The organism is Mesorhizobium kamtschaticum (genome assembly GCF_056174585.1).
In genome coordinates this window covers 4,217,056-4,239,281 of record NZ_CM149691.1, presented here as the reverse complement: position 1 = coordinate 4,239,281, position 22,226 = coordinate 4,217,056, and the positions used below count along the sequence as shown (strand labels likewise).

Below are 22,226 nucleotides of genomic sequence, written 5' to 3'. Positions count from 1 at the left end.
GCGGACCCTGAAGGCTTCTGTAAATCAGCCCTGATCCTGGACGCGCACGGTCCTGGCGCCGACTTGCAGCGCACGTCCGGCGCCGAATCCCATGATGGCAGCACCCAGTCCAAGCGCAACGAACAGGAAGGCGGACTCCGAGAAACTGCCGGTCCAGCCGCGGATCAGGCCGACCAGCAGCGGGCCGGTTGCCGCGAGCACATAGCCCACGCCTTGCGCCATCCCCGAAAGATGCGCCGCGACATGCGAATCCGGCGAGCGCAGCACGATCAGGGTCATGGCGGCAGCAATCAGGCCACCTTGCCCGATGCCTTGCAGGATCGCCCAGAACAGCACGGTCGAGGTTGGCGCGAACAGAATGCCGAGCAGCGCAACCACGGCGATGCCGACGAGCGCCACGTTGATGCCGCGCTGGTCCTTCAGCCGCACCGCGATGGACGGCACGGCAAGGCAGGTGATGACCTGCGCCATGACAGACACCGAAGCGATGGCGCCGGCGGTTGGTCCGTCGAAGCCGCGTTCGCGCAGGATCGGCGCCAGCCAACCGAAGATACAATAGGCAAGTGCCGACTGCAGCCCCATGAACAAAGTCACCTGCCAGGCCAGGCGATCGCGCCAGAGGCCGACGACGCGAAAGCCGCGATGGCTGACCTGCCGCCGGCTGCCCAGTGCCTGCGGGGTCCAGATCAGCAGCATAAGCAATGTCGGCACCGCCCACGCACCGAGCGCGCCGGACCACGAACCCGTGAAGAGATGCTCGATCGGCAGGGTGAGCCCTGCGGCGGCGGCCGAACCGGCGCACAGCGCCATGGTGTAAAGTCCGGTCATGACGGCGGCGCTATCGGCAAAATCGCGCTTGACCAGACCCGGCAGCAGCACATTGCCGATGGCAATGGAACCGCCGGCAAGAAAGGTGGCGACAAACAAAAGTGGTACCGAGCCGAACCAGCGCAGCCCGGTTCCCAGCGCCAGCAGCACCAGCGCGCCGAGCAAGGTGCGTTCGGCCCCGTAGCGCTGGGCAAGCCTGGGTGCAAAGGGGGCGAACAGGCCGAGGCACAAGACCGGCAGTGTGGTCAGCAGGCTGGCGCCAGTCGTCGAAAGACCGGTCGCCTGCATCACTTCGGGCAACAGCACCGACAGGCTGGAAAACAGCGGCCGCAGATTGAAGGCGATCAGCACAAGGCTCGCGCCAAGCACGATGCGCGCGGCGCGGCTGCGCAGTTCAGGCGGCTGCGGCTTGGGCAGGCTATCGGCTTCGGCGTCGATGAGATCCAGCCCCTCGACGGCATCGGCCTTCGGGTCGGACTGGCGAAAAATCTGGTTCATTGGGAAAGCAGTCTTTCAAGTTGGGCAAGCACCGGCGCCATGAAAGCGTGGACGGCGGCAACCGCACGGTCCGGATCGTTCGCGGCGATGGCATCGACGATTGCCGCGTGCGCCTGCTGGTCCGGCTCGGGCAGTTCGCCGTCGATGGTGGCATGGATGGTCTCGGTGATGGCGGCGGTGAAGAAGTCGTAGAGCTCCATCATCGCCTTGTTGCCGGAGGCTGCGACGACCGATTTGTGGAAGGCGAGATCGCGCCGGATGAAGGCTTCGCTGCCGCCGTCGGCGACAGTGCCGCGCTGGGCAAGCAGTTGGCGCATCCGCTCGAGATCGGCCGGCGTGTGGCGCAAGGCGGCAAGCCGCGCGGCCTCGAGGTCCAGTGCCGCCCGCGCCTCCCATTGGTCGCGCAGGCCGGTGCGCTTGACCCGGTCGAGCGCGGCTGAGGAATCGACGGTCGAGCGTACATAGGTGCCCGAACCCTGGCGTGTGTCGAGCAATCCTTGCGAGACCAGCACCCTCACCGCCTCACGCACCGTGCCACGGCTGACCGACAGAAGGTCGCTGAGAGCCGCTTCATTGGGAATACGCGCGCCGACGCCCCAGCGGCCGCTGACGATTTCAGCACGCAGGCTCCCGGTCGCGCTGTCTGTAAGATTGGTTCGGATGGCTGGTTGCATCGGCCTATTCATCAAGTCATCGGATGACTTGATGAATAGGCTTGCTTCCGGCAACCGTCAAGACGCAGATGGATAGAAGTTCACCAAGCCGTGGTGGCGATCAGTTGGCGGCCCGAGCGAAGCTTGCCATGTGAAACGCCTGAACCTCAGGCGGGTAGCGATACGACGTGCCATAGGGACAGGCATTGCGGTCAAGGCAACCGCCATCGCGGCATGGCCCGCCAGTTGCTCCCCGCACATGCGCCAGGCAGGCCTGGTAGGCGAAGCCTTCCCTGGAATAGGCATCGACAGGGCAGGATTTCAGGCAGGGTTTCTCGACACAGGCATCGCAAAGGTGGATTGCCTCGCCCTGCTCCGGAAGCGCGATCTCGTCCTCGAACAGCAGCGCGCCGCGATAGGCATGCCAGAGCCCGTATCGCGGATGCATGAGGATGCCGAGCGGCGACGGTTTCAATCCCCCCGCCCGAACAGCCCATTGCTGGAACGGCAGATAGGGCTTGTCGGACGGTGAAACGGCGCGTGCGCCAAAAGTATCGGCGACCGCGCCTATAACCTCTCGCGACCACGTATCGAGCGGATTGGCGACTGCCTGTATCTGCCTTTCTCGCCACTGCAGAAAATGCGGCCAAGGCTCCGCACCCGCCTGCCCCACCAGCAGGATGGATTTGGCCGAAGCGCCGGACAAGCCGACAGGCGGTGCATCACCTGCCGTGAAATTGAAGCCGCCTCGAAGAATGAGACCGTGGGCGACTAGGGCTTCGCCAATGCCGTCAGAGCGAAGTCGGGAACCGTGTGATTGCAACCCAAAGGACGTCACTTCGGACATGGTCGCCCTATAAACCTCTGGAGCTACGCAACTCTCGTGCTGGATCGTGGGGGCGGGAGCAACCGGAAATCGTATGATTCCATGCCTTTCCTCGATCATCGACAATCGTCAATGAACATCTAAAGGCGTTCTCGTCGCGCATGCAGAAATCGACGCCAGAACTACCTCGAGGCAAATCGAACTCGACTTCGATCGAACACGTTTGGAATCTCAAGCCTCTGGTAGCTGCTTGGGCTTCGATCATCGAGCGATGCCGCCTTATCAGCGAAGCGAAGGCCGGTAGCGCCACACACGACTCGTCAGACAATTCCACCCGAATTTTGGGTGTCGAATTTTTGCGTGCCAATGAATGGAGCACGCCAATGCCCCAATATCCATCAACGTCGTTGGCGCGACTTACGAACGAACTAGCCACGTCGTTCGCAACACCCCTGAAAGCATTCCTTCCAGCCATATCAATGTCCGCACGTCATCCCTTCTTGACCGGATCGGAGAACGCGCTCCGCCAGACTTCCTTGTGGATGATGTTGGCGACTTTAGCCCCGCCTGACTCGGGCTCCTTTCAGGTGAAGGCGTCGGGCATCGACCCCTTCTTCTTGGCGATGAAGTCTTTCAGCGCCTCGTCGATGCTCGGATCGAGATATGGCGCCTCATAGCTTTCCAGCCAGCGGCGGGCGAGATCGTTGGCGCGCTGCGGAGCGGTCTTCTCGCCTTCGGCCAGCCACTGTTCGTAGGAATTGTTGTCGGCGATGTTGGAGCGGTAGAAGGCGGTCTGGAAATTCGCCTGCGTGTGGTCGCAGCCGAGATAATGGCTGCCTGGGCCGACCTGGCGGATGGCGTCCATTGCCTGGCCGTTTTCCGACAGATCGACGCCCTCGGAGAATTTCTGCGTCATGCCGAGCTGGTCGATGTCCATCATGAATTTTTCATAGCAGGACGCCAGCCCGCCCTCGAGCCAGCCGGCCGAATGCAGGACGAAATTGGTGCCGGCAAGGATCGTCGAGTTCAGCGTGTTGGCGCTTTCATAGGCCGCCTGTGCGTCCGGAACCTTGGACGCGCAGAGCGAACCGCCGGTGCGGAACGGCAGGCCGAGCCGGCGTGCGAGCTGGGCCGCGCCATAGGACACCAGCGACGGCTCCGGCGTACCAAAAGTCGGCGCGCCCGACTGCATCGAGATCGACGAGGCGAAAGTGCCGAACAGCACCGGCGCGCCCGGCCGGATGAGCTGCGTGAACGACGCGCCGGCCAGCACTTCGGCCAGGACCTGCGTCAGCGTGCCGGCGACCGTCACCGGGCTCATCGCGCCGGCCAGGATGAACGGCGTGACGATGCAGGCCTGGTTGTGGCGCGAATAGACTTTGAGCGCGCCCAGCATGGTCTCGTCGAACACCATCGGCGAGTTGGCGTTGATCAGGCTGGTCAGCACCGTGTTGTTTTCGACGAAATCGTCGCCGAACACGAGCTTGGCCATCGCCACCGTATCCTCGGCACGCTCCGGTGCGGTGACCGAGCCCATGAACGGCTTGTCGGAATATTTGATGTGGCTGTAGATCATGTCGAGATGGCGCTTATTGACCGGCACATCGACCGGCTCGCAGACCGTGCCACCCGAATGGTGGATCGACGGCGCCATATAGGCGAGCTTCACGAAATTCTGGAAATCCTCGATCGTCGCATAGCGCCTGACGCCGTCCAGATCGCGCACGAAGGGCGGGCCGTAAACCGGCGCGAACACCGTGGCGTTGCCGCCGATCTGCACCGAGCGTTCTGAATTGCGGGCATGCTGGGTGTAGACGGACGGCGCGGTCTTCAGCAGCGACCGGCAAAGCCCCTTCGGGAAATGCACGCGCTCGCCCTTGACGTCGGCGCCGGCCTCTTTCCACAGCTGCAGCGCTTCGGCATCGTCGCGGAAGATGATGCCGATCTCTTCCAGCACTGTGTCGGTGTTCTTCTCGATCAGCGCCAGGCCTTCCTCGTCGAGCACCTCATAGACGTTGATCTTGCGCTTGATGTAGGTGAGCTGCGTGCCGGGGCCACCGCCCGAACGCGCCGCGCGCCTTGCCGCCGCGCCGCCGCTGGCAGCGCGCCCACGCCGTTCGTTTGACGCTTCCTGGTCGACTGCCGCGTGTTCGCTCATGATCGCTCTTCCCTGAATATGGCCTGGCCTGACGGTGGCTGGTCCGTAACCGTTGCGGCCGCATGGCGCGGCTTTCGCCGGATCGTAGCCATGCACCCTATTCGAAACGGCCCGTCCGCGCCAACGCCTGTCGCAAAATCGACAAGAAAACCAATAGATTTTCCAGTCGCTTTCCTTTTGCGGGAAGTCGCAAATCAGCTATGGATACCCGCCCATTGCGGGTTAGGTATGAGCGCTAAAATTTTGTGCCTTGCGACGCAGTCGCGATGCCGTGAGGAGCTGGATTAAAATGTCCGACGACGAGATCATCCTTTCTGAACTTTCCGACGACGAGTTGGTGCAGCAGATGCACGACGATCTCTATGACGGGCTGAAGGAAGAGATCGAGGAAGGCACCAACATCCTGCTGGAGCGTGGCTGGGTGCCTTACAAGGTGCTGACGGAAGCGCTGGTCGAAGGCATGCGCATCGTCGGCGAGGATTTTCGCGACGGCATCCTGTTCGTTCCCGAAGTGCTGTTGTCGGCCAACGCCATGAAGGCCGGCATGTTCATTCTGCGTCCGCTGCTCGCCGCCACCGGCGCGCCCAAGCAGGGCAAGATGGTGATCGGCACCGTCAAGGGCGACATCCACGACATCGGCAAGAACCTCGTCGGCATGATGATGGAAGGCGCCGGCTTCGACGTCATCGACCTCGGCATCAACAATGCGGTCGAGAAATATCTCGATGCGATCGAAAAGCACCAGCCCGACATCATCGGCATGTCGGCGCTTTTGACCACCACCATGCCCTACATGAAGGTCGTCATCGACACGATGAAGGAAAAGGGCATTCGCGACGACTATGTCGTGCTGGTTGGCGGCGCGCCGCTCAACGAGGAATTCGGCAAGGCCGTCGGCGCCGACGCCTATTGCCGCGATGCCGCTGTGGCGGTCGAGACCGCCAAGGACTTCATGAAGCGCAAGCACAACGTCCGCGCTTCCGCCTGACCCAAGGCATCAGGATGGACCGACAAGAAAAGCCGCGCCTTGCAGCGCGGCTTTTTTGTTCCCAGATGACGGACGAGGCTGCCGATCAGTTGGCGACAGTGTCCTTGACCGCCCTGGCCGTCGATTTGACGTCCTTGCCGACGCCGCGGACGGTGTTCGCGCAAGCGGAAAGGGCCAGGGCACAGGCAAGAATGGCAATCGGTGCGATGCGTAGCAGTTTCATGGACGGTGTCTCCCTCAACAGATAAATTAGCCCCATAGCAACGAAGGCCGGCTCGACTGGTTCCATGGCCAAAACACAGAAAACGAAACCGAATCAACACGACAGGCTGCTCGTCATCGCCTGCGGGATGATTGCGCGCGAGGTATTGGCCGTCAAGGAACAGCTCGGGCTGAATCACCTCGACCTGACCTGTCTGCCGGCGGAGTTTCATTTCTATCCCGACCGCATCGCGCCCGCCATGGACAAGGCGATCGAGAAGGCCAAGGCGGAGGGTTACGAGCATATCTTCGTCGGCTATGCCGATTGCGGCACCGGTGGGCTGCTTGATCGCGTCCTGGAGAAGCATGGCGTCGAGCGCATGGCCGGCCCGCATTGCTTCGCCTTCTATCAAGGCATGGAGGCCTACGCGAAAATCGCCGATGACGACATGATGTCCTTCTACATGACGGACTTCCTGTGCCGTCAGTTCGACGCCTTCTTCATGAAGCCGCTCGGCCTCGACAAGCACCCGGAGCTGATCAAGGACTATTTCGGCAATTACGAGAAGCTGGTCTACCTCGCCCAGACCGACGACCCGGAGCTTGACAAGGTCGCGGAAAAGGCAGCCGCCCTGCTCGGCCTCGCCTATGAGCGGCGCCCAACCGGCTATGGCGACCTGACGGCCGGGATGGCGCAAGCGGCCGCGCATGCTTGACGACTCTCAGGAGACGCTCTCCTCAGCCCGTAATTGTGCCAGCACATCGGCAAAACTCGTCTTGCAGACAAAACCCAGCCTGTCCTGCGCCCGCGACGCGTCATAGACCCGGTCGATGGAGGAAAACATCGTCCAGCCCTTTCGCGCATAGAGCGCCGGAAAGTCCGGGTAATAGCGCGCGACGACGGATGGCGCGTCTCTGATCAGTGCATCGCAGTCGTCGGGCTGGAACGGCGTCGGCGCACAGATGATAAAAGTATCGAAACCGAGCTGCGGCGCCCTCTCCAGCGCAGCGATATGGGCCTGCGCTGCATCTTCCACCGTCAGCCGCCGGAACAAAAACTCGTTCGCCTTGGTGTTGGCATCTGATTGCTCGATCGCATGCGCCATGTCATCGGCTTCGGGAAAGAAGCGGGCCGTGCGCAGCACGACCACCGGCAGACCGTGCTGAAGATAATAGAGGCGGCAGAGATGTTCGGCCGAAAGCTTGGTGACGCCATAGATGTTGCGCGGCTCGGGCGACATCGCCTCCGTCAGCCAGGCGGCCTTGCACGCGCCGCCTTTGAACCCGTCGCGTATCGCTTGCGAGATCATCAGCGAAGTCGTTGACGTGAAGACGAAGCGCTGCACGCCGGTCGCCACCGCCGCGTCGAGCAGGTTCAACGTGCCTTGCACGTTAGTGGCGACGAAATCACTGTTGGCGCGGCTCTCTATGTTGGGCTTGTGCAGCGCACCGCTGTGAATGATGGCTTCGATTCTATTATCCCCGACCGTCCGCATGACCAGGTCACGATCAGCAATCGAGCCAACAATGTGCGTCTCCGTTGATGGAGCGGGATCCAGCCCGATCACCTCGTGACCAAGGCTGCGCAGGCGCGGCGCCAGCGCGCTGCCCAGCCAACCCGACGACCCCGTGAGCAAGATTCGCATGCGTCACACCATGATTTTTGACGGTGACGCTGTTAAGCACGGATGACAGGCGCGAGCGACCCGGTAAAATCAGACATCGGCCGGGAGGAGCGCCGATCCAGACATTAACTGCCATTTTTATCGACTGCCATTTTGGAGATTCAGGGAGTTTAGAGATGACCCTTCGCCCACTGCTCATCGCCATCGGCCTGCTCTGCTGCACCCTGCCCGCTTTTGCCGACGGCGCGGTGCAGAAGCTGATCACGCCTGCCGACAAGGTCCGCCTCGACAAATATGGCGAGACGCGCAAGGCAGCCCTTGTCGAGGCGAAGGCCGGCGACCCGGCCGAGGTCAAACAGCTCGATGCCTTGCTGGCCAAGCCGCTGGTGTCGTTCTCCGACAAGGACCTGACCGGCAGCTGGCAGTGCCGCACCATCAAGGCAGGCGGCTTGAGCCCCCTCGTCATCTATGGCTGGTTCAAATGCAAGGTGACCGACGATGGCTCCGGCTGGCGGCTGGAAAAGATCAGCGGCTCACAACGAACCCAGGGCCGCTTTTTCGACGACAGCGAGAAGCGCGCTATCTATCTCGGCTCAGGCTCCGTCAACAACGATCGGGCAAAACCCTATGGCAGCGGCCCGCAGACCGACCAGGTCGGCTATGCCTTCCGCACCGGCGCCAAGGAATGGCGCATCGAATTGCCCGCGCCCTATTATGAATCGAAGCTCGACATCATCGAGTTCAAGCGCTGAGCGTGGTCATCAAGATTTAACCCCATTCCGGCACAAATTCCGACCAGCAGCATGCGGCAGCCGGCTGCGTGCAAGGCAGGGAAGCGGGCTATGTCTTCACCGATTGGAACCAGCGCGCCGATCGTCGTCGTGACCGGCGGCGGCCAGCATGTCTGGGCTATGATCAACGCAATCGCCGATCGCGTTGGCCCTGTCAGCGTCGTCCTCGAAACCCCTGAATCCAAAAAGCAATTGCTGCGTGGCCGGGCTCGCCGCCAAGGCTGGGTCTCGGCCATGGGCCAGCTCGGCACGATGGTGCTGAGCAGGTTGGGCAAGCGGTTCCTCGCCGGCCATGCCGAGCGGTTGATTGCAGAGGAGAGACTGGAGGTTGAGCCACGACCGGGCCAGGAGATCATCCAGGTCACCTCGGCCAATGGGCTTGAATGCCTGCAGGCGATCCAGAAAATCCGGCCAGGTGTGGTGCTGCTCAACGGTTGCCGGCTGATCTCGGCTGAGATGCTGAGCAAAATGCCCTGCCCGGTGCTCAACTACCATGCTGGCATCACGCCGAAATATCGCGGCATGAATGGCGGCTATTGGGCTCTGGTATCAGGCGATGCGCAGAATTTCGGCACCACTGTCCACCTCGTCGACGCTGGCGTCGACACTGGCGGCGTGCTGAAGCAGGCGCGCGGCAGATCGAAAAAAGGCGACACCATCTCAAGTCACGCGCTACGCCAGACGGCGTTCTCGCGCGACATCTGCGTCGAGGCCGTCCGCGATGCCCTGGCCGGAAAACTCACGACGATCGATCCCGGCCTGCCTTCGAAACTGTGGTATCATCCGACGATCTGGTTCTACGTCTGGACCGGCCTCAGAACCGGAATCTGGTAGGTTTTTCAGCCCCGAACCGCATAAGGCACGACGGCTCTTTCGGCACGTCGACCCTGCCGCCGGCACACGCCGCAAACGAATAAACGCACCTTTCATTTTACGACATTGAAATGCGTCGCTTTTGAATGCGCGCGCGTCGTCCCATAACAAGCGGCCCCACGGCGCATGCGGCAATGCTCGATAGTTCGAGGAGCGAGAATTCATGGCCGATCTTATCGTCGTCTACTGGCGCGACATCCCTGCCCAGGTCATCGTCAAGAAGGGCCGGCAAAACGCCAAGCGCGAACTGCCGTTGCGCTTCACCGAGGCCATCGACATGTGCGCCATGCGCACCGGCGCCGGCGGCACCGACGACTATCTCGCCGAATGGCGCAAGGCCGATCCCATTCCTGTCGGCGACGATCTAGAAGCCGAAGTCGAAAAAGCCTTTCAGGACCTCGACACGAAATATGACCGTGAGCGGCTGGTCGCTCTGGTCAAGGCGGGCGGAAAAGAAAATGTCTGAAGCGCAACCGTCAGTTACCCAGGCCACCCAGGTCAAGAAGGCAGCGCCGAAGTCTGACTACAAGCCAGCCGATGTATCGCCGCAGCGGCGCGTGCAGCGCTCGTTTGCGATCAGGCTGTGGTCGATCCGCCATTCGCGCCTGCTCGAATGGTTCTACGCCCGCTTTGCCGACACCTTCCTGCTGCTGCATCCCTTGTGGAAAGGCCTTGGCTACGGGCGCGTCGAGGCCCCGATCAAGTTCGTCGAGAAACGCGTCAAGGGTTTCATGTTCGACTGCCGCATGTGCGGCCAGTGCATCCTCTCGTCGACCGGCATGTCTTGCCCGATGAATTGCCCAAGCAGTTGCGCAACGGCCCCTGCGGCGGCGTGCGCGCCAACGGCAATTGCGAGGTCGAGCCCGATATGCCCTGCGTCTGGGTCAAGGCCTGGGAAGGATCGCAGAACATGGTCAACTCCGACAAGATCCTCACCGTGCAGAAGCCGGTCGACCAGTCGTTGCGCGAAACCTCAGCCTGGCTGCGGGTCACCGCGCAAGCGGCGGCAGCCCGTGAAGCCGCGGCCGCGCCAAAGACCGGAGCCGCCGCATGATCGGCCGTCAGCGCGACGAAAACCCGGCCGGCATCGATCTGCCGCTCGATCCCCTGCCCGGCCACTCCTCCCGCGGCCGGCTGGAGCGTGTGCTGCGGCGCGGTGAATTCGCGGTGACGACCGAGCTCAATCCCCCCGACAGTGCCGATCCGGAAGACGTCTACAACAGGGCCAAGATATTCGATGGCTGGGTCGACGCCATCAACGCCGTCGACGCGTCCGGCGCCAACTGCCACATGTCGTCGGTTGGCATCTGCGCACTCCTGACCCGCATGGGCTATGCCCCGATCATGCAGATCGCCTGCCGCGACAAGAACCGCATCGCCATCCAGGGCGACGTGCTGGGTGGTGCTGCCATGGGTGTCGCCAACATGCTGTGCCTGACCGGCGACGGCGTGCAGGCCGGCGACCAGCCCGGCGCCAAGCCGGTGTTCGACCTCGATTCCATGTCGCTGCTCGAAACCGTCCGCATCATGCGCGACAACGGCAAGTTCCTGTCGGGCCGCAAGCTGACGACACCGCCGCAGGTCTTCCTGGGTGCTGCCGTCAACCCCTTCGCGCCGCCCTTCGACTTCCGCCCGATCCATCTCGGCAAGAAGATCGCCGCCGGCGCGCAATTCGTGCAGACCCAGTATTGTTTCGACGTGCCGATGTTCAAGACCTTCATGCAGAAGGCGCGCGATCTCGGCCACACCGAGAAGGTGTTCGTCCTGTGCGGCGTCGGCCCGCTCGCCTCGGCCAAGACGGCCAAGTGGATCCGCAACAACGTGCCAGGTATCCACATCCCGGACGCTATCATCAAGCGGCTAGAGGGCGCGCAGGACCAGAAGAAGGAAGGCAAGCAGCTCTGCATCGACATCATCAACGAGGTGAAGGAAATCCCCGGCATCTCCGGCATCCATGTGATGGCCTACCGCCAGGAGGAATATGTCGCCGAGATCGTCGACGAATCGGGCGTGCTGAAGGGCCGCCAGCCCTGGAAGCGCGAGATCCGTCGCGACGACCAGATGGTTGCCGACCGGCTCGACCACATACTGCACGACGAGATTACCGAAACACAGGTGGACATGGTAAAGACCGCGCACTGAGCGCGGCCCATCACCAGACCCTGGAACGAAACCAGAGACGATATAAAGAAGCACTTTATATCAAGGCGGAGAGACTTCATGACCCGGACCATCGTCGCCTCGGCGACACGAGAGATCATTATCGGCTTCGACCAGCCCTTCTGCGTCATCGGCGAGCGTATCAACCCGACCGGCCGCAAGAAGCTCGCCGCCGAGATGATCGCCGGTAATTTCGACACCGTGATCAGGGACGCGCTGGAACAGGCCGCCTGCGGCGCCACCATGCTCGACGTCAACGCCGGCGTCACCTCGGTCAACCCGAACGAGACCGAACCCGGCCTTCTCGTGCAGACGCTGGAGATCGTGCAGGGGCTGGTCGACCTGCCGCTGTCCATCGATAGCTCGGTGACCGCCGCGATCGAGGCAGCGCTCAAGGTCGCCAAAGGCCGGCCGCTGGTCAACTCCGTCACCGGCGAGGAGGAAAAACTCGAAGCCATCCTGCCGCTGGTCAAGAAATACAATGTGCCGGTCGTCGCCATCTCCAACGACGAGACCGGCATTTCGATGGACCCGGACGTGCGCTTTGCCGTCGCCAAGAAGATCGTGCAGCGCTGCGCTGATTTCGGCATCCCGGCGCATGACGTCGTCGTCGACCCGCTGGTCATGCCGATCGGTGCGCTGGGCGACGCCGGCCGCCAGGTGTTCGCGCTGCTGCGTCGGCTCCGCGAGGAGCTCAAGGTCAACACCACTTGCGGCCTGTCGAACATCTCCTTCGGCCTGCCGCATCGCCATGGCATCAACGCCGCCTTCATCCCGATGGTGATCGGCGCCGGCATGACCTCGGCGATCATGAACCCGGTGCGTCCGCAGGAAATGGAAGCCGTGCGCGGCGCCAATGTGCTCAACGGCACCGACGAGAACTGCACCAACTGGATCAGAACCTACAAGGACTACAAGCCGGCCGAAGGCGGCCAGGCAGTTGCGGCACCGACACAGGTCAATGCACCGGGCGACGGTGCTGCCGGCGGCCGCCGCCGCGGCGGCCGTGAAGCCCGGATGGGTCGGGGATAAGCGTGCAATCGTGAATTCACCTGCCAACATCACCGATCCACTCGTGCTGTTCATGCCGTCGGGCAAGCGCGGGCGGTTTCCTGTCGGCACACCGGTGCTCGATGCCGCGCGCCAGCTCGGCGTCTATGTCGAGAGCGTCTGCGGCGGCCGTGCCACCTGCGGGCGTTGTCAGATCGAGGTGCAGGAAGGCAATTTCGCCAAGCACAAGATCGTCTCGTCCAACGACCACATCTCGCCCAAGGGACCCAAGGAAGAGCGCTACGAGCGCGTGCGCGGCCTGCCTGAACGGCGCCGCCTCTCCTGCTCGGCGCAGATCCTCGGCGACCTCGTCATCGACGTGCCGCAGGACACCGTCATCAATGCGCAGACCATCCGCAAGGATGCCGACACCAGGGTGATCGCCCGCGATACCGCGATCCGCATGTGCTATGTCGAGATCGAAGAGCCCGACATGCACAAGCCGCTCGGCGATCTTGATCGACTGAAGATCGCGCTGATGAAGGACTGGGGCTTCAAAAACCTCGAATTCGACTTCTACCTGCTGCCGCAGGTGCAGGGCATATTGCGCAAGGGCAACTGGACCGCCACCGCCGCCATCCACAAGGATGCCGACAGCGATATAGCGCGGGTCATCGCTTTGTGGCCGGGCCTCAAGAACGAGGCCTATGGGCTGGCCTGCGATATCGGCTCGACCACCATCGCCATGCATCTGGTGTCGCTGCTGTCGGGCCGCGTCGCCGCCTCCTCCGGCACGTCGAACCCGCAGATCCGCTTCGGCGAGGATCTGATGAGCCGCGTCTCCTATGTGATGATGAACCCGGATGGCCGCGAAGGCATGACGGTGGCCGTGCGCGAGGCGATCTCCAGCCTCGTCGACAAGGTCTGCGCGGAAGGCAACGTCCAGCGCAATGACATTCTGGATTCCGTCTTCGTCGGCAATCCGATCATGCACCATCTGTTCCTCGGCATCGACCCGACCGAACTCGGTGGCGCCCCCTTCGCGCTCGCCGTCTCGGGCGCGGTGCGCATCAAGGCCTCCGACATCGGCCTCAAGCTCAACCAGGGCGCGCGCCTCTATATGCTGCCTTGCATCGCCGGCCATGTCGGCGCCGACGCGGCGGCGGTGACGCTGTCGGAAGGTCCGCATCGCCAGGACGAGATGATGCTGATCGTCGACGTCGGCACCAATGCCGAGATCGTGCTTGGCAATCGTGCGCGGGTCGTGGCGGCTTCCTCGCCCACCGGCCCGGCCTTTGAGGGCGCCGAAATCTCCGGCGGCCAGCGCGCCGCGCCCGGCGCCATCGAGCGCGTGCGCATCGATCCCGAGACGCTGGAACCCAAATACCGCGTCATCGGCTCGGAACTGTGGTCCGACGAACCGGGCTTCCTCGACAGCGTGCAGGCGACTGGCGTCACGGGCATTTGCGGCTCCGGCATCATCGAGATCGTGGCGGAGATGTATCTCGCCGGCATCATCTCGGAGGACGGCGTCGTCGACGGTTCACTGGCCGCGCGCTCGCCGCGGGTCGTCGCCAACGGCCGCACCTTCTCCTATGTGCTGAAGGAAGGCTCTGACGCATTGAAGGAAGATGGGCCGAAGATCACCATCACCCAGACCGACGTGCGCGCCATCCAGCTTGCCAAGGCAGCGCTTTATGCCGGCACCAAGCTGCTGATGGAGAAGCAGAATACCGAGCATGTCGACCGCATCCATTTCGCCGGCGCCTTCGGCTCCTTCATCGATCCGAAATACGCCATGGTGCTGGGCCTGATCCCCGATTGCGACCTCGACAAGGTCTCGGCCGTCGGCAACGCCGCCGGTGCAGGTGCGCGCATGGCGCTGCTCAATCGCGGCTATCGCCGCGAGATCGAGGAGACGGTGAGCCAGATCGAGAAGATCGAGACCGCGCTGGAGCCAAAATTCCAGGAGCATTTCGTCTACGCCATGGCGCTGCCGAACAAGGTCGACCCGTTCCCGAAACTGTCGGCGGCGGTGAAACTGCCGCCGCGCAAGACGGTCAGCGAGGATGGTGTCGCCGGCGACGCCGCCCCGCGCCGCCGCTCGCGCGAAGGCCATGCGGCAAGACGCAGCCGGGAATAAAAGCGCGGCGCGCTACAACGGGATTCAGCGCCCGCGCCTTGGATTCATGTTTCAATCCGCGGCAGGTGCAAGTCGAACCATGGCTTGACCTGTTGCGGGCTTTTGGCGCGTGAGCGGTTTGAGCAAGCCGGTCAGCGGTTTTTCAACAATCAGGTAGAGCCCTGCGGAAATCGCAATGCTGACAAAGGCAACCGATGCCGGCTGCCAACCTGGCGGAACCCCAAGCCGCAATATGATGCCGGTTACAACGACAACCACCAGCACGTGCCAGACGTAGATCGAATACGAGGCATTGCCGAAAAATGTGAACAAGGCCATTGGGCTGAACGGCCTGGCGCGCTCGGCAAACACCGCGCCGGCAACGACCAGCATCGACGGAACACCCCAACGCAGGACACGGGGCATTTCGGGGTCGAGCATCTGGACCATTATCAGCAAGAGAAATCCGCCGACAACCAGCGACAGCGCCAACACAAGCTGGAGCCGAACATCCTTCATCCACAGACGCCCGACGACAATGCCGGCCGCGAACTCGAGCACGATGGGCGAGGTAAACGCCTCGGCGTAGCCCTTCAGCAGCAACACGTTCAACACCACCAGCGCCGTCAGCACGCCGATCAGCGCGGCAAAACGCTGCTTCTCGCCCAGCAAGAGCGACAAGGCGAAAATGACGTAAAACATCATTTCATAACACAGCGTCCAGCCCTGGATCACCACGGGGTGAAGTGCGCCATTCTGCGTGATCGGAAGAAACAACAGCGAGCCGACGAGATTTGCCGGGCTCAGCACGTGTCCGAAGAGAAATTGCGGCTTGATGAAGATTGCCAGCGCGGTCAGCAGCGTGACAATCCAATAAAGCGGCACGATACGAACGATCCGTCGCCACATGAAACGCTGTGGATCGACAGGGTGATCGACCGTCGTCACCCACATGATGAAACCGCTGATGACAAAAAACAGGTCGACCCCTGCTGCGCCAATTGCGAACGGACCGCCGAACTGCTCGCTGATGTGAAAGAGGACTACAGAGAAAGCGACAAGCCCTCGAAGGTATTGAATACTGTGGATGTCATTCACGCCCGTACCCCTACTACCTAAATTAGCACCCCCATATGCTGCACTGCACAATAGCGGACATCTGCTACCTGCTGTCAACCGGGTAAAACCGTAGGTAGCGTTACAGTGTCGCGTTCGGCTGACTGCGACATGGCCGAGAAGCAATCCCTTCGGGCCGCAAACTCATTTGCATGCAAATGTTTCCGGATCGACCCGATCCGGAAACCGAAACGCTGTTTTCGCGAAATCCATCCGATACATGGCAGGCGCATTTAGCCCGCATCGAACGGCGGCCGAAGATAATCCTCGGCCGCAGCCGTTCTTCAAGGGAGATGAAAATGTCGATGTTCGGAAATCTCGGCCGCTTCGGTGCGACCATCAGGCAGACCCATGCCAGGAACAAGGCGATCCGCGCGCTGAACAGCCTGCCGGCGCATGTCCAGAAGGACATTGGCTGGCCGGCATCGCCGCCCAGCGACCCGCAGGCCGCCCTCACCTCGCTGCTTCTGGGGACGGCGCGCTGATGACCTTCGCCGACAAATGCAAATTGCTCGGCAGGCGCCGGGGGTCTCGCACATCCTCGGCGGCAACCAGCAACCGGCCGCGCGCGGCACTTTTGCCGCGCCGCTGACGTCAGCGGCGCGGATCACAGCGCCGTGTGGACACTGCGTAAAACTTGACTTTTTCGGCCAAGGTACGATGTTCGGAATTAGTGGAGGTTTCTCTTAGTCGGCTCTTGCCGAAGTTCGTGTATCCGCATGCCAAGCTTCAAAAGCCACGTCGTGTCCTTCGTGCTCAGGTACAGCCGCAAAAGGGCGTTTTCCAGCCCGGAAAACCTGCAGCGCTGGATCGCGGCCGCGCGCAAGACCGAGGATCATCACCCGCCGGCCTCGCTGCAGCAGCGCTTGGACATCCAGACACGCACCGTTGACGGTTTTCCGGTCTACGAAATCGCTCCAAGAGCCGGCGAGTATAGGCGGATCCTCTATTTGCATGGCGGCGCCTATGTGTTTGAGATCACGCCCTATCACTGGCATCTGATCGCCGACATGGCCGACCGACTGGGATACGGCATCACCGTGCCGATCTATCCCATTGCGCCCGAACACGATTTCCACGCCATGTTCGGCATGGTCGGCGACGTCTATCGCCAGATGCTCGACGAGACGGAAGCGGAAGACATCATCTTCATGGGCGATTCCGCCGGCGGCAACATGGCCGTGGTGCTGACCATGATGGCTGCCGAAGAAGGCTTGCCCCTGCCATCGCGCCATGTGCTGATCTCGCCCGGCGTCGACATGTCGCTTTCCAACCCAAAGCTGTTCGAGGCCGAGCGCAACGACCCTTGGCTCGGCATTCCAGGCGGCCTCGAAGCGATCCGGATGTACAGTGCCGGCATCGACCGCAGCGACTGGCACATCAGCCCGGTCTACGGTGATCTCTCCGTGCTGCCCAAGACACTGCTTCTGACGGGCTCGCGTGATCTCCTGACCCCCGACAATCTGGTCTTCGCGGAAAAGGCGCGGGCCGCCGGCGCCGAGGTCGACGTCGTCCATGAGCAAGGCATGTTCCACGTCTGGCCACTGTTCGACATGCCGGAATCGCGGCGCGCCCGCCAGCACATCGTGGCGTTTCTCAACGAGAGCCCCTCGCCGATCAGGCAGGACACGAGAACAAGGTTCGAAGCGCCCTCGGCCGAGGCGGCGGAGTAGCGCTTCTGCTTTCGGTCTGATCCCGGCGGATCAGAACTTGCCGGTTTCCCGGAACACTTCGAAGGTTGCGCGGATGTGGTCGGCGACGGCCTTGACGGGCGCGCTGGCGTCCGGCGCCACCACCATGGCCAGATTGTAGGTGCCGATATCGGGCATGCCGTCCTTCGGGCAGAGTTCGACCATGTCGTTGCCCAGAAACGACTTCGGCAGCGGCGCCACCGCGAGGTCGGACATGATCGCGGCGCGCTGGCCGGCCGTGTGTGCGCTCATATAGGCGATGCGGTAGTTGCGGCCTTCGCGTCCCAGCGCATCGAGCGCACCGGCACGCCAGGCGCAGCCCTCCTCCCACAGCGACACCGGCAACGGTTCGCGCAGATGCGCGCAACCGCCCTTGGCGCCGGCCCAGACGATCGGCTCGGTCAAAAGCACCTCGGCGCCGAGCGCGCTGGTCTTGTAGGAGTTGGTCAGAAGCGTGATGTCGAGCGCGCGGTCGTCCATGCGCCGGCGCAGATTGCTGCTCTGGTCGATGGTGACGTCGACGGCGATCGACGGATGCGACTGGGCGAAGCGCTTCAGCACATGCGGCAGCACACGCTCGCCATAATCATCCGGCGAGCCCAGCCGCACCACGCCGACAATCTCGGGAATGATGAACTTCGAGACCACCTCGCGGTTGATCGACAGCAGCCGGCGGGCATAGCCGAGCAGCATCTCGCCGTCCGTGGTCAGCGACACCGAGCGGGCGTCGCGCGCGAACACCGAGCGGCCGAGAATGTCCTCCAGCTTCTTGATCTGCATGGAGACGGCCGACGGCGTGCGGAAGACGGCATTGGCGGCGGTGGTGAAGCTGCCGGTCTCGGCGATCGCCACGAAAGTGCGCAAAACGTCGAGATCGAGCAGTGGTAGCGGATGATTGAGCGGAGCGTTCATGGGAAGCGACCTTCAATTTTTCTGATACAAAGCATCATTCCATTTCGTTTGATTGAACATCAGATTAGGAGGATAGTCAACTCCATCGAAGCAGGTAGCTGCCACAAGCAGCCACGAAACGACCACGACACAGACCTGTAATCGACATGAAATGGGGTTGAAACACGCCGCGTGGAAGGCCCCATCAAACGCCGGAATGTCTCCGGCCCGCCACCAAAGGAGAATGAAATGTCTATCCTGTCGTCCCTCGGTCGCATCGCGACTGAATTCAGCGCTGCCCGAGCCCGCTACCAGACCGAACGCGCCATCCGCTCCCTGCCGATCGAACTGCAGAAGGATATCGGCTGGCCCGAAGCTTCCGACACCAAGACCGGCATTCGCAATGGCGTTGGATCCTGGGCTGGAGCAAAGTAAACCGTGTGTACCAAATGCTGAAGGCCTGCCGCGCGGACCCAGCCCGGCAGGCCTTCTCTATTCTACCCTTTAGGCCCCCTGCACTTTATTTGCATTCAAATGAGTTTCAGAGCCATGTCGCCAACGCATGGCGCATATGAGCAAGCCGCATAGCGGCTCATATTTCCGATCAATGCCTTGTAAACAATCATAAATTTCGAGCACGCTGCCCAAATTTGTCGCATTCGGTGTCGCATTTCATATCAAGCGCTTCGCTTTTGCGATTTAGTTTTCACTCACACAAGCCTATATCCCCACCAGCAAACGAGCTGCCCCACTCCATCAAGCGAAGGCGACCCGTCTAAGCAACCTATTGGAGATGATCATGAAGCTTTTTGCCCGCCTCTTCGCCCGCCGCGAAATGAACCTGACCACCGCTCTCGAGCGTCAGCGCCTTGCCAACACCATGCCCGGCCAGACCGGCGCGATGGCTGCGGCGCGCCTCGGCTTCGTCGCCTGAAGATTTCTCCCAGGCAGCGCTTTCCCTGCCGCTGCTTAAAAACTGTAACGCCGCCTGGCTCCGGCCAAGGCGGCGTTTTTGTTTTGCCTTTGCGCATTTTGCCCGTCGCTTGAACAATTGCTGCTGCTTCCCGAGCACCTCCGCACAGCAATTGCCCATTTGCGACCCATGTCGCAAATTTTGTCTCGCCAAGGCGGCTTAGCCAATTGACAAGCAAGGTTTTTCCTGATGACGCTATGCTATTCGCGACATCCTGTTCGCGCCATGGCTGTGTGAGGTTCCCTTGAACGCCGTAAAGCATCCGATCAAGCGATCGTTTGTATTCTTCCTTGTTCCCGATTTCACCATGATCGCGTTTGCGACCGCGCTCGACCCGCTGCGCTCGGCCAACCGCATGCTCGGCTACGAGGCCTATCGCTGGCGCCTGGCCAGCATTGACGGCAAGCCAGTGCGCGCCTCGAACGGCGTCGAATGCGCGGTCAACACCTCGCTGGAGGAAGAACGCAAGAAGATGGCAGGCCCCGACCGGCCCAACATGGCCATCGTCTGCAGCGGCATCAATGTCGAGCGCTACCAGAACAAGTCGGCCTTCGCCTGGCTGCGCGAAGAGTACAATCGCGGCGTCGCCGTCGGCGGCCTGTGCACCGGCGCCCATATCCTCGCGGCTGCCGGCCTTTTGTCCAACAAGCGCTGCGCCATCCACTGGGAAAACCTGCCGGGCTTTTCCGAGGCGTTTCCGAAGGCCAATGTCTTTGCCGACCTCTTCGAGATCGACCAGAACATCTACACCTGCGCCGGCGGCACCGCCGCGCTCGACATGATGCTGAAGCTGATCGGCGACGATTTCGATGAAAGCCTCGTCAACCGCGTCTGCGAACAGGTGCTGACCGACCGCGTGCGCAGCCCGACAGACCGCCAGCGCCTGCCGCTGCGCGCCCGCCTTGGCGTGCAGAACTCGAAGGTGCTGACCATTATTGAACTGATGGAAGGCAATCTCTCCGAGCCGCTGTCGCTGATCGAGATCGCCGACCATGTCGACCTGTCGCGCCGCCAGATCGAGCGCCTGTTCCGCACCGAGATGGGCCGCTCCCCTGCCCGCTATTACCTGGAGATACGGCTCGACCGCGCTCGGCACCTGCTGATCCAGTCATCCATGCCGGTGGTCGAGGTGGCGGTCGCCTGCGGCTTCGTCTCGGCGTCGCATTTCTCGAAATGCTACCGCGAACTCTATGCCCGCTCGCCGCAGCAGGAGCGCGTCGACCGCAAGCAGTTGCTGGCAGCCTGATCCCGGGATCAAGCCTTGATCCGCGATCAGGCCCCGGCCGGCTGCGCTTGTGCCGTCCGCATCGCCTCGACGCGGATGTCCTCGGTCAGCCGCGCCTTCAGGCCTGAGAATTCCGGACTGGTCTTCAGCGTGTAATGGCGGGGATGCGGCAGGTCGACGGCGACATCCGACTTGATGCGGCCGGGCCGCGCCGTCATCACGATGACGCGCGAGGCCATGAAGATCGCCTCCTCGATGTCGTGGGTGACGAACAGCACCGTCTTCTTGCGCCGCTCCCAGATGCCGAGCAGCAACTCCTGCATCAGCCCGCGCGTCTGGTTGTCGAGGGCGCCGAACGGCTCGTCCAGCAGAAGAATCTCGGGATCGTTGGCGAGCGCGCGGGCAATCGCCGTGCGCTGCTGCATGCCGCCGGACAGCTGCTTCGGCCAATGGTTCTCGAAACCCTTCAACCCGACGAGGTCGACATAGGACGCGACGATGCCGTCCCGTTCCTTTTGCGCCATGCCGCGTTCGCGCAGGCCAAAGGCGATGTTTTCGGCCACCGTTAGCCAGGGAAAGAGCGTGTAGGACTGGAAGACCATGCCGCGATCCGGCCCCGGCCGCGTCACCGCCTTGCCGTCGAGCAGCACACGGCCCTCGCTCGGCGCCTCGAGACCGGCGACGATCCTCAGCAGTGTCGACTTTCCGCAGCCGGACGGCCCCAGAATGGTGATGAAATCATTGGCGGCGACCGCCAGGTCGACCGGCATCAGCGCCTTGACCGGCTGTCCGCCGCGCACGCCGGCAAAGGTGCGCGAGACGCCCTCGACGAGAAGCTTGCTCACGCCAGGCTCCATGGAAAGAGCCAGCGGTTGAAGGCCTTGAAGGCGAAATCGGACAACAGCCCGATCAGCCCGATGACGATGATGCCGAAGATGATCTGTCCGGTCGCCAGCCGCGACTGGCTGTTGATGATCATGTAGCCGATGCCGGACGATGAGCCGATCAGCTCGGCTACGATGACATAGGTCCAGGCCCAGCCGAGCACCAGCCGCAGCGTCTCGGCGATTTCGGGCGCATTGGCCGGCATGATCACCCGTTTGACGATGCCGTTGTTGGTCGAGCCCAGCGTATAGGCGGCCTCGACCAGGTCGCGCCGCGTCGAGCCGACCTTGACGGCGACGATCAGGATGATCTGGAACACCGAGCCGACGAAGATGACCAGCAGCTTTTCCAACTCGCCAATGCCGGCCCACAGGATAAGCAGCGGAATGAAGGCCGACGCCGGCAGATAGCGGGCGAAGGAGACGAAGGGCTCCAGGAACGCTTCCACCGGCTTCCAGGCGCCCATGGCGATGCCGATCGGCACGGCGACGACCGAGGCCAGCACAAAGCCGCCGAAGACACGCCAGATGGTGATCAGTATGTCGAGCCAGAAACGATCCTCGACCAGCAGCCGCCAGCCATCCCTGAGCATCGACAGCGGATCGGCGAGGAAGATGCGGTTGACGTGGCCGCCAAGCGTGATCCAGGCCCAGAAGGCGACGAACAACACGAAGAAGGAAATGCCGAGCACCGTTCGCAGGCCCGGCGAGACTGGATGCAAGGGGCGCATCT

At 62.3% G+C, this 22,226-nt stretch carries 23 protein-coding genes and 1 pseudogene; 14 read left to right on the top strand and 10 right to left on the bottom strand.

The features are described 5' to 3' along the window. Positions 1-24: 24 nt before the first annotated feature. The 4 genes from AC0V7N_RS20900 to AC0V7N_RS20885 form a co-directional block, all read right to left on the bottom strand. Entirely contained in the window at positions 25-1,326 is a 1,302-nt protein-coding gene (locus tag AC0V7N_RS20900) for a CynX/NimT family MFS transporter (RefSeq protein WP_475450307.1), read from the bottom strand. Then, entirely contained in the window at positions 1,323-2,000 is a 678-nt protein-coding gene (locus AC0V7N_RS20895) for a FadR/GntR family transcriptional regulator (protein WP_475450306.1), read from the bottom strand. The genes AC0V7N_RS20900 and AC0V7N_RS20895 overlap by 4 nt, the downstream gene beginning before the upstream one ends. A 100-nt stretch (positions 2,001-2,100) precedes the next feature. After that, positions 2,101-2,826 (bottom strand): hypothetical protein, encoded by a 726-nt coding sequence (locus AC0V7N_RS20890; protein WP_475460426.1) that lies wholly within the window; start codon positions 2,824-2,826, stop codon positions 2,101-2,103. Between the two features lie 562 nt (positions 2,827-3,388). After that, entirely contained in the window at positions 3,389-4,963 is a 1,575-nt protein-coding gene (locus AC0V7N_RS20885) for a trimethylamine methyltransferase family protein (RefSeq protein ID WP_475450305.1), read from the bottom strand. A 289-nt stretch (positions 4,964-5,252) separates the two neighbouring features. Here AC0V7N_RS20885 and AC0V7N_RS20880 point away from each other — a divergent pair, with 289 nt between their 5' ends. After that, on the top strand, positions 5,253-5,951 hold the full coding sequence (locus AC0V7N_RS20880; protein ID WP_172227924.1) for a cobalamin B12-binding domain-containing protein: 699 nt from the start codon (positions 5,253-5,255) through the stop codon (positions 5,949-5,951). A gap of 85 nt (positions 5,952-6,036) precedes the next feature. On the opposite strand, the gene AC0V7N_RS20875 is transcribed toward AC0V7N_RS20880, so the two are convergent. After that, complete coding sequence (locus AC0V7N_RS20875; protein ID WP_172227922.1) at positions 6,037-6,174, bottom strand: EncA/B family entericidin; 138 nt, start codon at positions 6,172-6,174, stop codon at positions 6,037-6,039. Between the two features lie 64 nt (positions 6,175-6,238). Here AC0V7N_RS20875 and AC0V7N_RS20870 point away from each other — a divergent pair, with 64 nt between their 5' ends. Then, positions 6,239-6,868: a DUF1638 domain-containing protein gene (locus AC0V7N_RS20870; protein ID WP_475450304.1), complete on the top strand. Its 630-nt coding sequence runs from the start codon at positions 6,239-6,241 to the stop codon at positions 6,866-6,868. Between the two features lie 6 nt (positions 6,869-6,874). Here AC0V7N_RS20870 and AC0V7N_RS20865 read toward each other — a convergent pair whose 3' ends face one another. Continuing rightward, a complete protein-coding gene (locus AC0V7N_RS20865) occupies positions 6,875-7,798 on the bottom strand; it encodes an NAD-dependent epimerase/dehydratase family protein (RefSeq protein ID WP_475450303.1) in 924 nt (307 codons plus the stop codon). 155 nt (positions 7,799-7,953) lie between these two features. Between AC0V7N_RS20865 and AC0V7N_RS20860 the strand changes: the two genes are divergently transcribed. From AC0V7N_RS20860 to AC0V7N_RS20830, 7 genes and pseudogenes are all read left to right on the top strand, one after another. Next, positions 7,954-8,529 (top strand): DUF4893 domain-containing protein, encoded by a 576-nt coding sequence (locus AC0V7N_RS20860; protein WP_475450302.1) that lies wholly within the window; start codon positions 7,954-7,956, stop codon positions 8,527-8,529. A gap of 90 nt (positions 8,530-8,619) precedes the next feature. Beyond that, positions 8,620-9,402, top strand: a complete 783-nt coding sequence (locus AC0V7N_RS20855; protein WP_475450301.1) for a formyl transferase — start codon at positions 8,620-8,622, stop codon at positions 9,400-9,402. Positions 9,403-9,604: 202 nt separating this feature from the next. Beyond that, positions 9,605-9,907: a virulence factor gene (locus tag AC0V7N_RS20850; protein ID WP_227346844.1), complete on the top strand. Its 303-nt coding sequence runs from the start codon at positions 9,605-9,607 to the stop codon at positions 9,905-9,907. Continuing rightward, positions 9,852-10,495: pseudogene (locus tag AC0V7N_RS20845) on the top strand (methylenetetrahydrofolate reductase C-terminal domain-containing protein). The gene AC0V7N_RS20850 and the pseudogene AC0V7N_RS20845 overlap by 56 nt, the downstream one beginning before the upstream one ends. Further along, a complete protein-coding gene (locus tag AC0V7N_RS20840; protein WP_475450299.1) occupies positions 10,492-11,583 on the top strand; it encodes a methylenetetrahydrofolate reductase in 1,092 nt (363 codons plus the stop codon). The pseudogene AC0V7N_RS20845 and the gene AC0V7N_RS20840 overlap by 4 nt, the downstream one beginning before the upstream one ends. Before the next feature lie 78 nt (positions 11,584-11,661). Next, positions 11,662-12,633: a methyltetrahydrofolate cobalamin methyltransferase gene (locus AC0V7N_RS20835; protein WP_475450298.1), complete on the top strand. Its 972-nt coding sequence runs from the start codon at positions 11,662-11,664 to the stop codon at positions 12,631-12,633. A gap of 10 nt (positions 12,634-12,643) precedes the next feature. After that, the gene (locus tag AC0V7N_RS20830) at positions 12,644-14,734 is read left to right on the top strand and encodes an ASKHA domain-containing protein (RefSeq protein WP_475450297.1); all 2,091 of its coding nucleotides are present in this window, start codon (positions 12,644-12,646) and stop codon (positions 14,732-14,734) included. A gap of 51 nt (positions 14,735-14,785) precedes the next feature. Here AC0V7N_RS20830 and AC0V7N_RS20825 read toward each other — a convergent pair whose 3' ends face one another. Then, positions 14,786-15,811: an acyltransferase family protein gene (locus AC0V7N_RS20825; RefSeq protein WP_475450296.1), complete on the bottom strand. Its 1,026-nt coding sequence runs from the start codon at positions 15,809-15,811 to the stop codon at positions 14,786-14,788. Between the two features lie 317 nt (positions 15,812-16,128). Between AC0V7N_RS20825 and AC0V7N_RS20820 the strand changes: the two genes are divergently transcribed. After that, on the top strand, positions 16,129-16,314 hold the full coding sequence (locus AC0V7N_RS20820) for a hypothetical protein (protein ID WP_464610070.1): 186 nt from the start codon (positions 16,129-16,131) through the stop codon (positions 16,312-16,314). Positions 16,315-16,548: 234 nt separating this feature from the next. After that, positions 16,549-17,502 carry an alpha/beta hydrolase gene (locus AC0V7N_RS20815; protein ID WP_475450295.1) on the top strand — a complete coding sequence of 318 codons (954 nt, stop codon included), beginning with the start codon at positions 16,549-16,551 and terminating at the stop codon, positions 17,500-17,502. Positions 17,503-17,532: 30 nt separating this feature from the next. Here the strand turns inward: AC0V7N_RS20815 and AC0V7N_RS20810 are convergent, their stop codons facing one another. Next, a complete protein-coding gene (locus AC0V7N_RS20810; protein ID WP_013531163.1) occupies positions 17,533-18,432 on the bottom strand; it encodes a LysR substrate-binding domain-containing protein in 900 nt (299 codons plus the stop codon). Between the two features lie 228 nt (positions 18,433-18,660). Between AC0V7N_RS20810 and AC0V7N_RS20805 the strand changes: the two genes are divergently transcribed. The 3 genes from AC0V7N_RS20805 (at position 18,661) to AC0V7N_RS20795 (ending at position 20,630) form a co-directional block, all read left to right on the top strand. Next, positions 18,661-18,846: a hypothetical protein gene (locus tag AC0V7N_RS20805; protein WP_095199791.1), complete on the top strand. Its 186-nt coding sequence runs from the start codon at positions 18,661-18,663 to the stop codon at positions 18,844-18,846. A 364-nt stretch (positions 18,847-19,210) separates the two neighbouring features. Beyond that, a complete protein-coding gene (locus AC0V7N_RS20800; RefSeq protein ID WP_013894968.1) occupies positions 19,211-19,345 on the top strand; it encodes a hypothetical protein in 135 nt (44 codons plus the stop codon). A gap of 346 nt (positions 19,346-19,691) precedes the next feature. Further along, on the top strand, positions 19,692-20,630 hold the full coding sequence (locus tag AC0V7N_RS20795; RefSeq protein WP_348647147.1) for a GlxA family transcriptional regulator: 939 nt from the start codon (positions 19,692-19,694) through the stop codon (positions 20,628-20,630). A 26-nt stretch (positions 20,631-20,656) separates the two neighbouring features. Here AC0V7N_RS20795 and AC0V7N_RS20790 read toward each other — a convergent pair whose 3' ends face one another. Together AC0V7N_RS20790 and AC0V7N_RS20785 are read right to left on the bottom strand one after the other, a co-directional pair. Beyond that, the gene (locus AC0V7N_RS20790; RefSeq protein ID WP_475450294.1) at positions 20,657-21,466 is read right to left on the bottom strand and encodes an ABC transporter ATP-binding protein; all 810 of its coding nucleotides are present in this window, start codon (positions 21,464-21,466) and stop codon (positions 20,657-20,659) included. Next, on the bottom strand, positions 21,451-22,224 hold the full coding sequence (locus AC0V7N_RS20785; RefSeq protein ID WP_183460440.1) for an ABC transporter permease: 774 nt from the start codon (positions 22,222-22,224) through the stop codon (positions 21,451-21,453). Before AC0V7N_RS20785 ends, AC0V7N_RS20790 begins: the two co-directional genes overlap by 16 nt. Positions 22,225-22,226: the final 2 nt, after the last annotated feature.

Bases quoted from the DNA above. Each gene is read 5' to 3' on its own strand.
- AC0V7N_RS20860 (WP_475450302.1), top strand. From the start codon at position 7,954: ATGACCCTTCGCCCACTGCTCATCGCCATCGGCCTGCTCTGCTGCACC.
- AC0V7N_RS20790 (WP_475450294.1), bottom strand. From the start codon at position 21,466: ATGGAGCCTGGCGTGAGCAAGCTTCTCGTCGAGGGCGTCTCGCGCACC.
- AC0V7N_RS20900 (WP_475450307.1), bottom strand. From the start codon at position 1,326: ATGAACCAGATTTTTCGCCAGTCCGACCCGAAGGCCGATGCCGTCGAG.
- AC0V7N_RS20835 (WP_475450298.1), top strand. From the start codon at position 11,662: ATGACCCGGACCATCGTCGCCTCGGCGACACGAGAGATCATTATCGGC.
- AC0V7N_RS20870 (WP_475450304.1), top strand. From the start codon at position 6,239: ATGGCCAAAACACAGAAAACGAAACCGAATCAACACGACAGGCTGCTC.
- AC0V7N_RS20850 (WP_227346844.1), top strand. From the start codon at position 9,605: ATGGCCGATCTTATCGTCGTCTACTGGCGCGACATCCCTGCCCAGGTC.
- AC0V7N_RS20800 (WP_013894968.1), top strand. From the start codon at position 19,211: ATGAAGCTTTTTGCCCGCCTCTTCGCCCGCCGCGAAATGAACCTGACC.
- AC0V7N_RS20865 (WP_475450303.1), bottom strand. From the start codon at position 7,798: ATGCGAATCTTGCTCACGGGGTCGTCGGGTTGGCTGGGCAGCGCGCTG.
- AC0V7N_RS20890 (WP_475460426.1), bottom strand. From the start codon at position 2,826: ATGTCCGAAGTGACGTCCTTTGGGTTGCAATCACACGGTTCCCGACTT.
- AC0V7N_RS20795 (WP_348647147.1), top strand. From the start codon at position 19,692: ATGATCGCGTTTGCGACCGCGCTCGACCCGCTGCGCTCGGCCAACCGC.
- AC0V7N_RS20805 (WP_095199791.1), top strand. From the start codon at position 18,661: ATGTCTATCCTGTCGTCCCTCGGTCGCATCGCGACTGAATTCAGCGCT.
- AC0V7N_RS20875 (WP_172227922.1), bottom strand. From the start codon at position 6,174: ATGAAACTGCTACGCATCGCACCGATTGCCATTCTTGCCTGTGCCCTG.
- AC0V7N_RS20880 (WP_172227924.1), top strand. From the start codon at position 5,253: ATGTCCGACGACGAGATCATCCTTTCTGAACTTTCCGACGACGAGTTG.
- AC0V7N_RS20785 (WP_183460440.1), bottom strand. From the start codon at position 22,224: ATGCGCCCCTTGCATCCAGTCTCGCCGGGCCTGCGAACGGTGCTCGGC.
- AC0V7N_RS20895 (WP_475450306.1), bottom strand. From the start codon at position 2,000: ATGCAACCAGCCATCCGAACCAATCTTACAGACAGCGCGACCGGGAGC.
- AC0V7N_RS20810 (WP_013531163.1), bottom strand. From the start codon at position 18,432: ATGAACGCTCCGCTCAATCATCCGCTACCACTGCTCGATCTCGACGTT.
- AC0V7N_RS20820 (WP_464610070.1), top strand. From the start codon at position 16,129: ATGTCGATGTTCGGAAATCTCGGCCGCTTCGGTGCGACCATCAGGCAG.
- AC0V7N_RS20885 (WP_475450305.1), bottom strand. From the start codon at position 4,963: ATGAGCGAACACGCGGCAGTCGACCAGGAAGCGTCAAACGAACGGCGT.
- AC0V7N_RS20815 (WP_475450295.1), top strand. From the start codon at position 16,549: ATGCCAAGCTTCAAAAGCCACGTCGTGTCCTTCGTGCTCAGGTACAGC.
- AC0V7N_RS20855 (WP_475450301.1), top strand. From the start codon at position 8,620: ATGTCTTCACCGATTGGAACCAGCGCGCCGATCGTCGTCGTGACCGGC.
- AC0V7N_RS20840 (WP_475450299.1), top strand. From the start codon at position 10,492: ATGATCGGCCGTCAGCGCGACGAAAACCCGGCCGGCATCGATCTGCCG.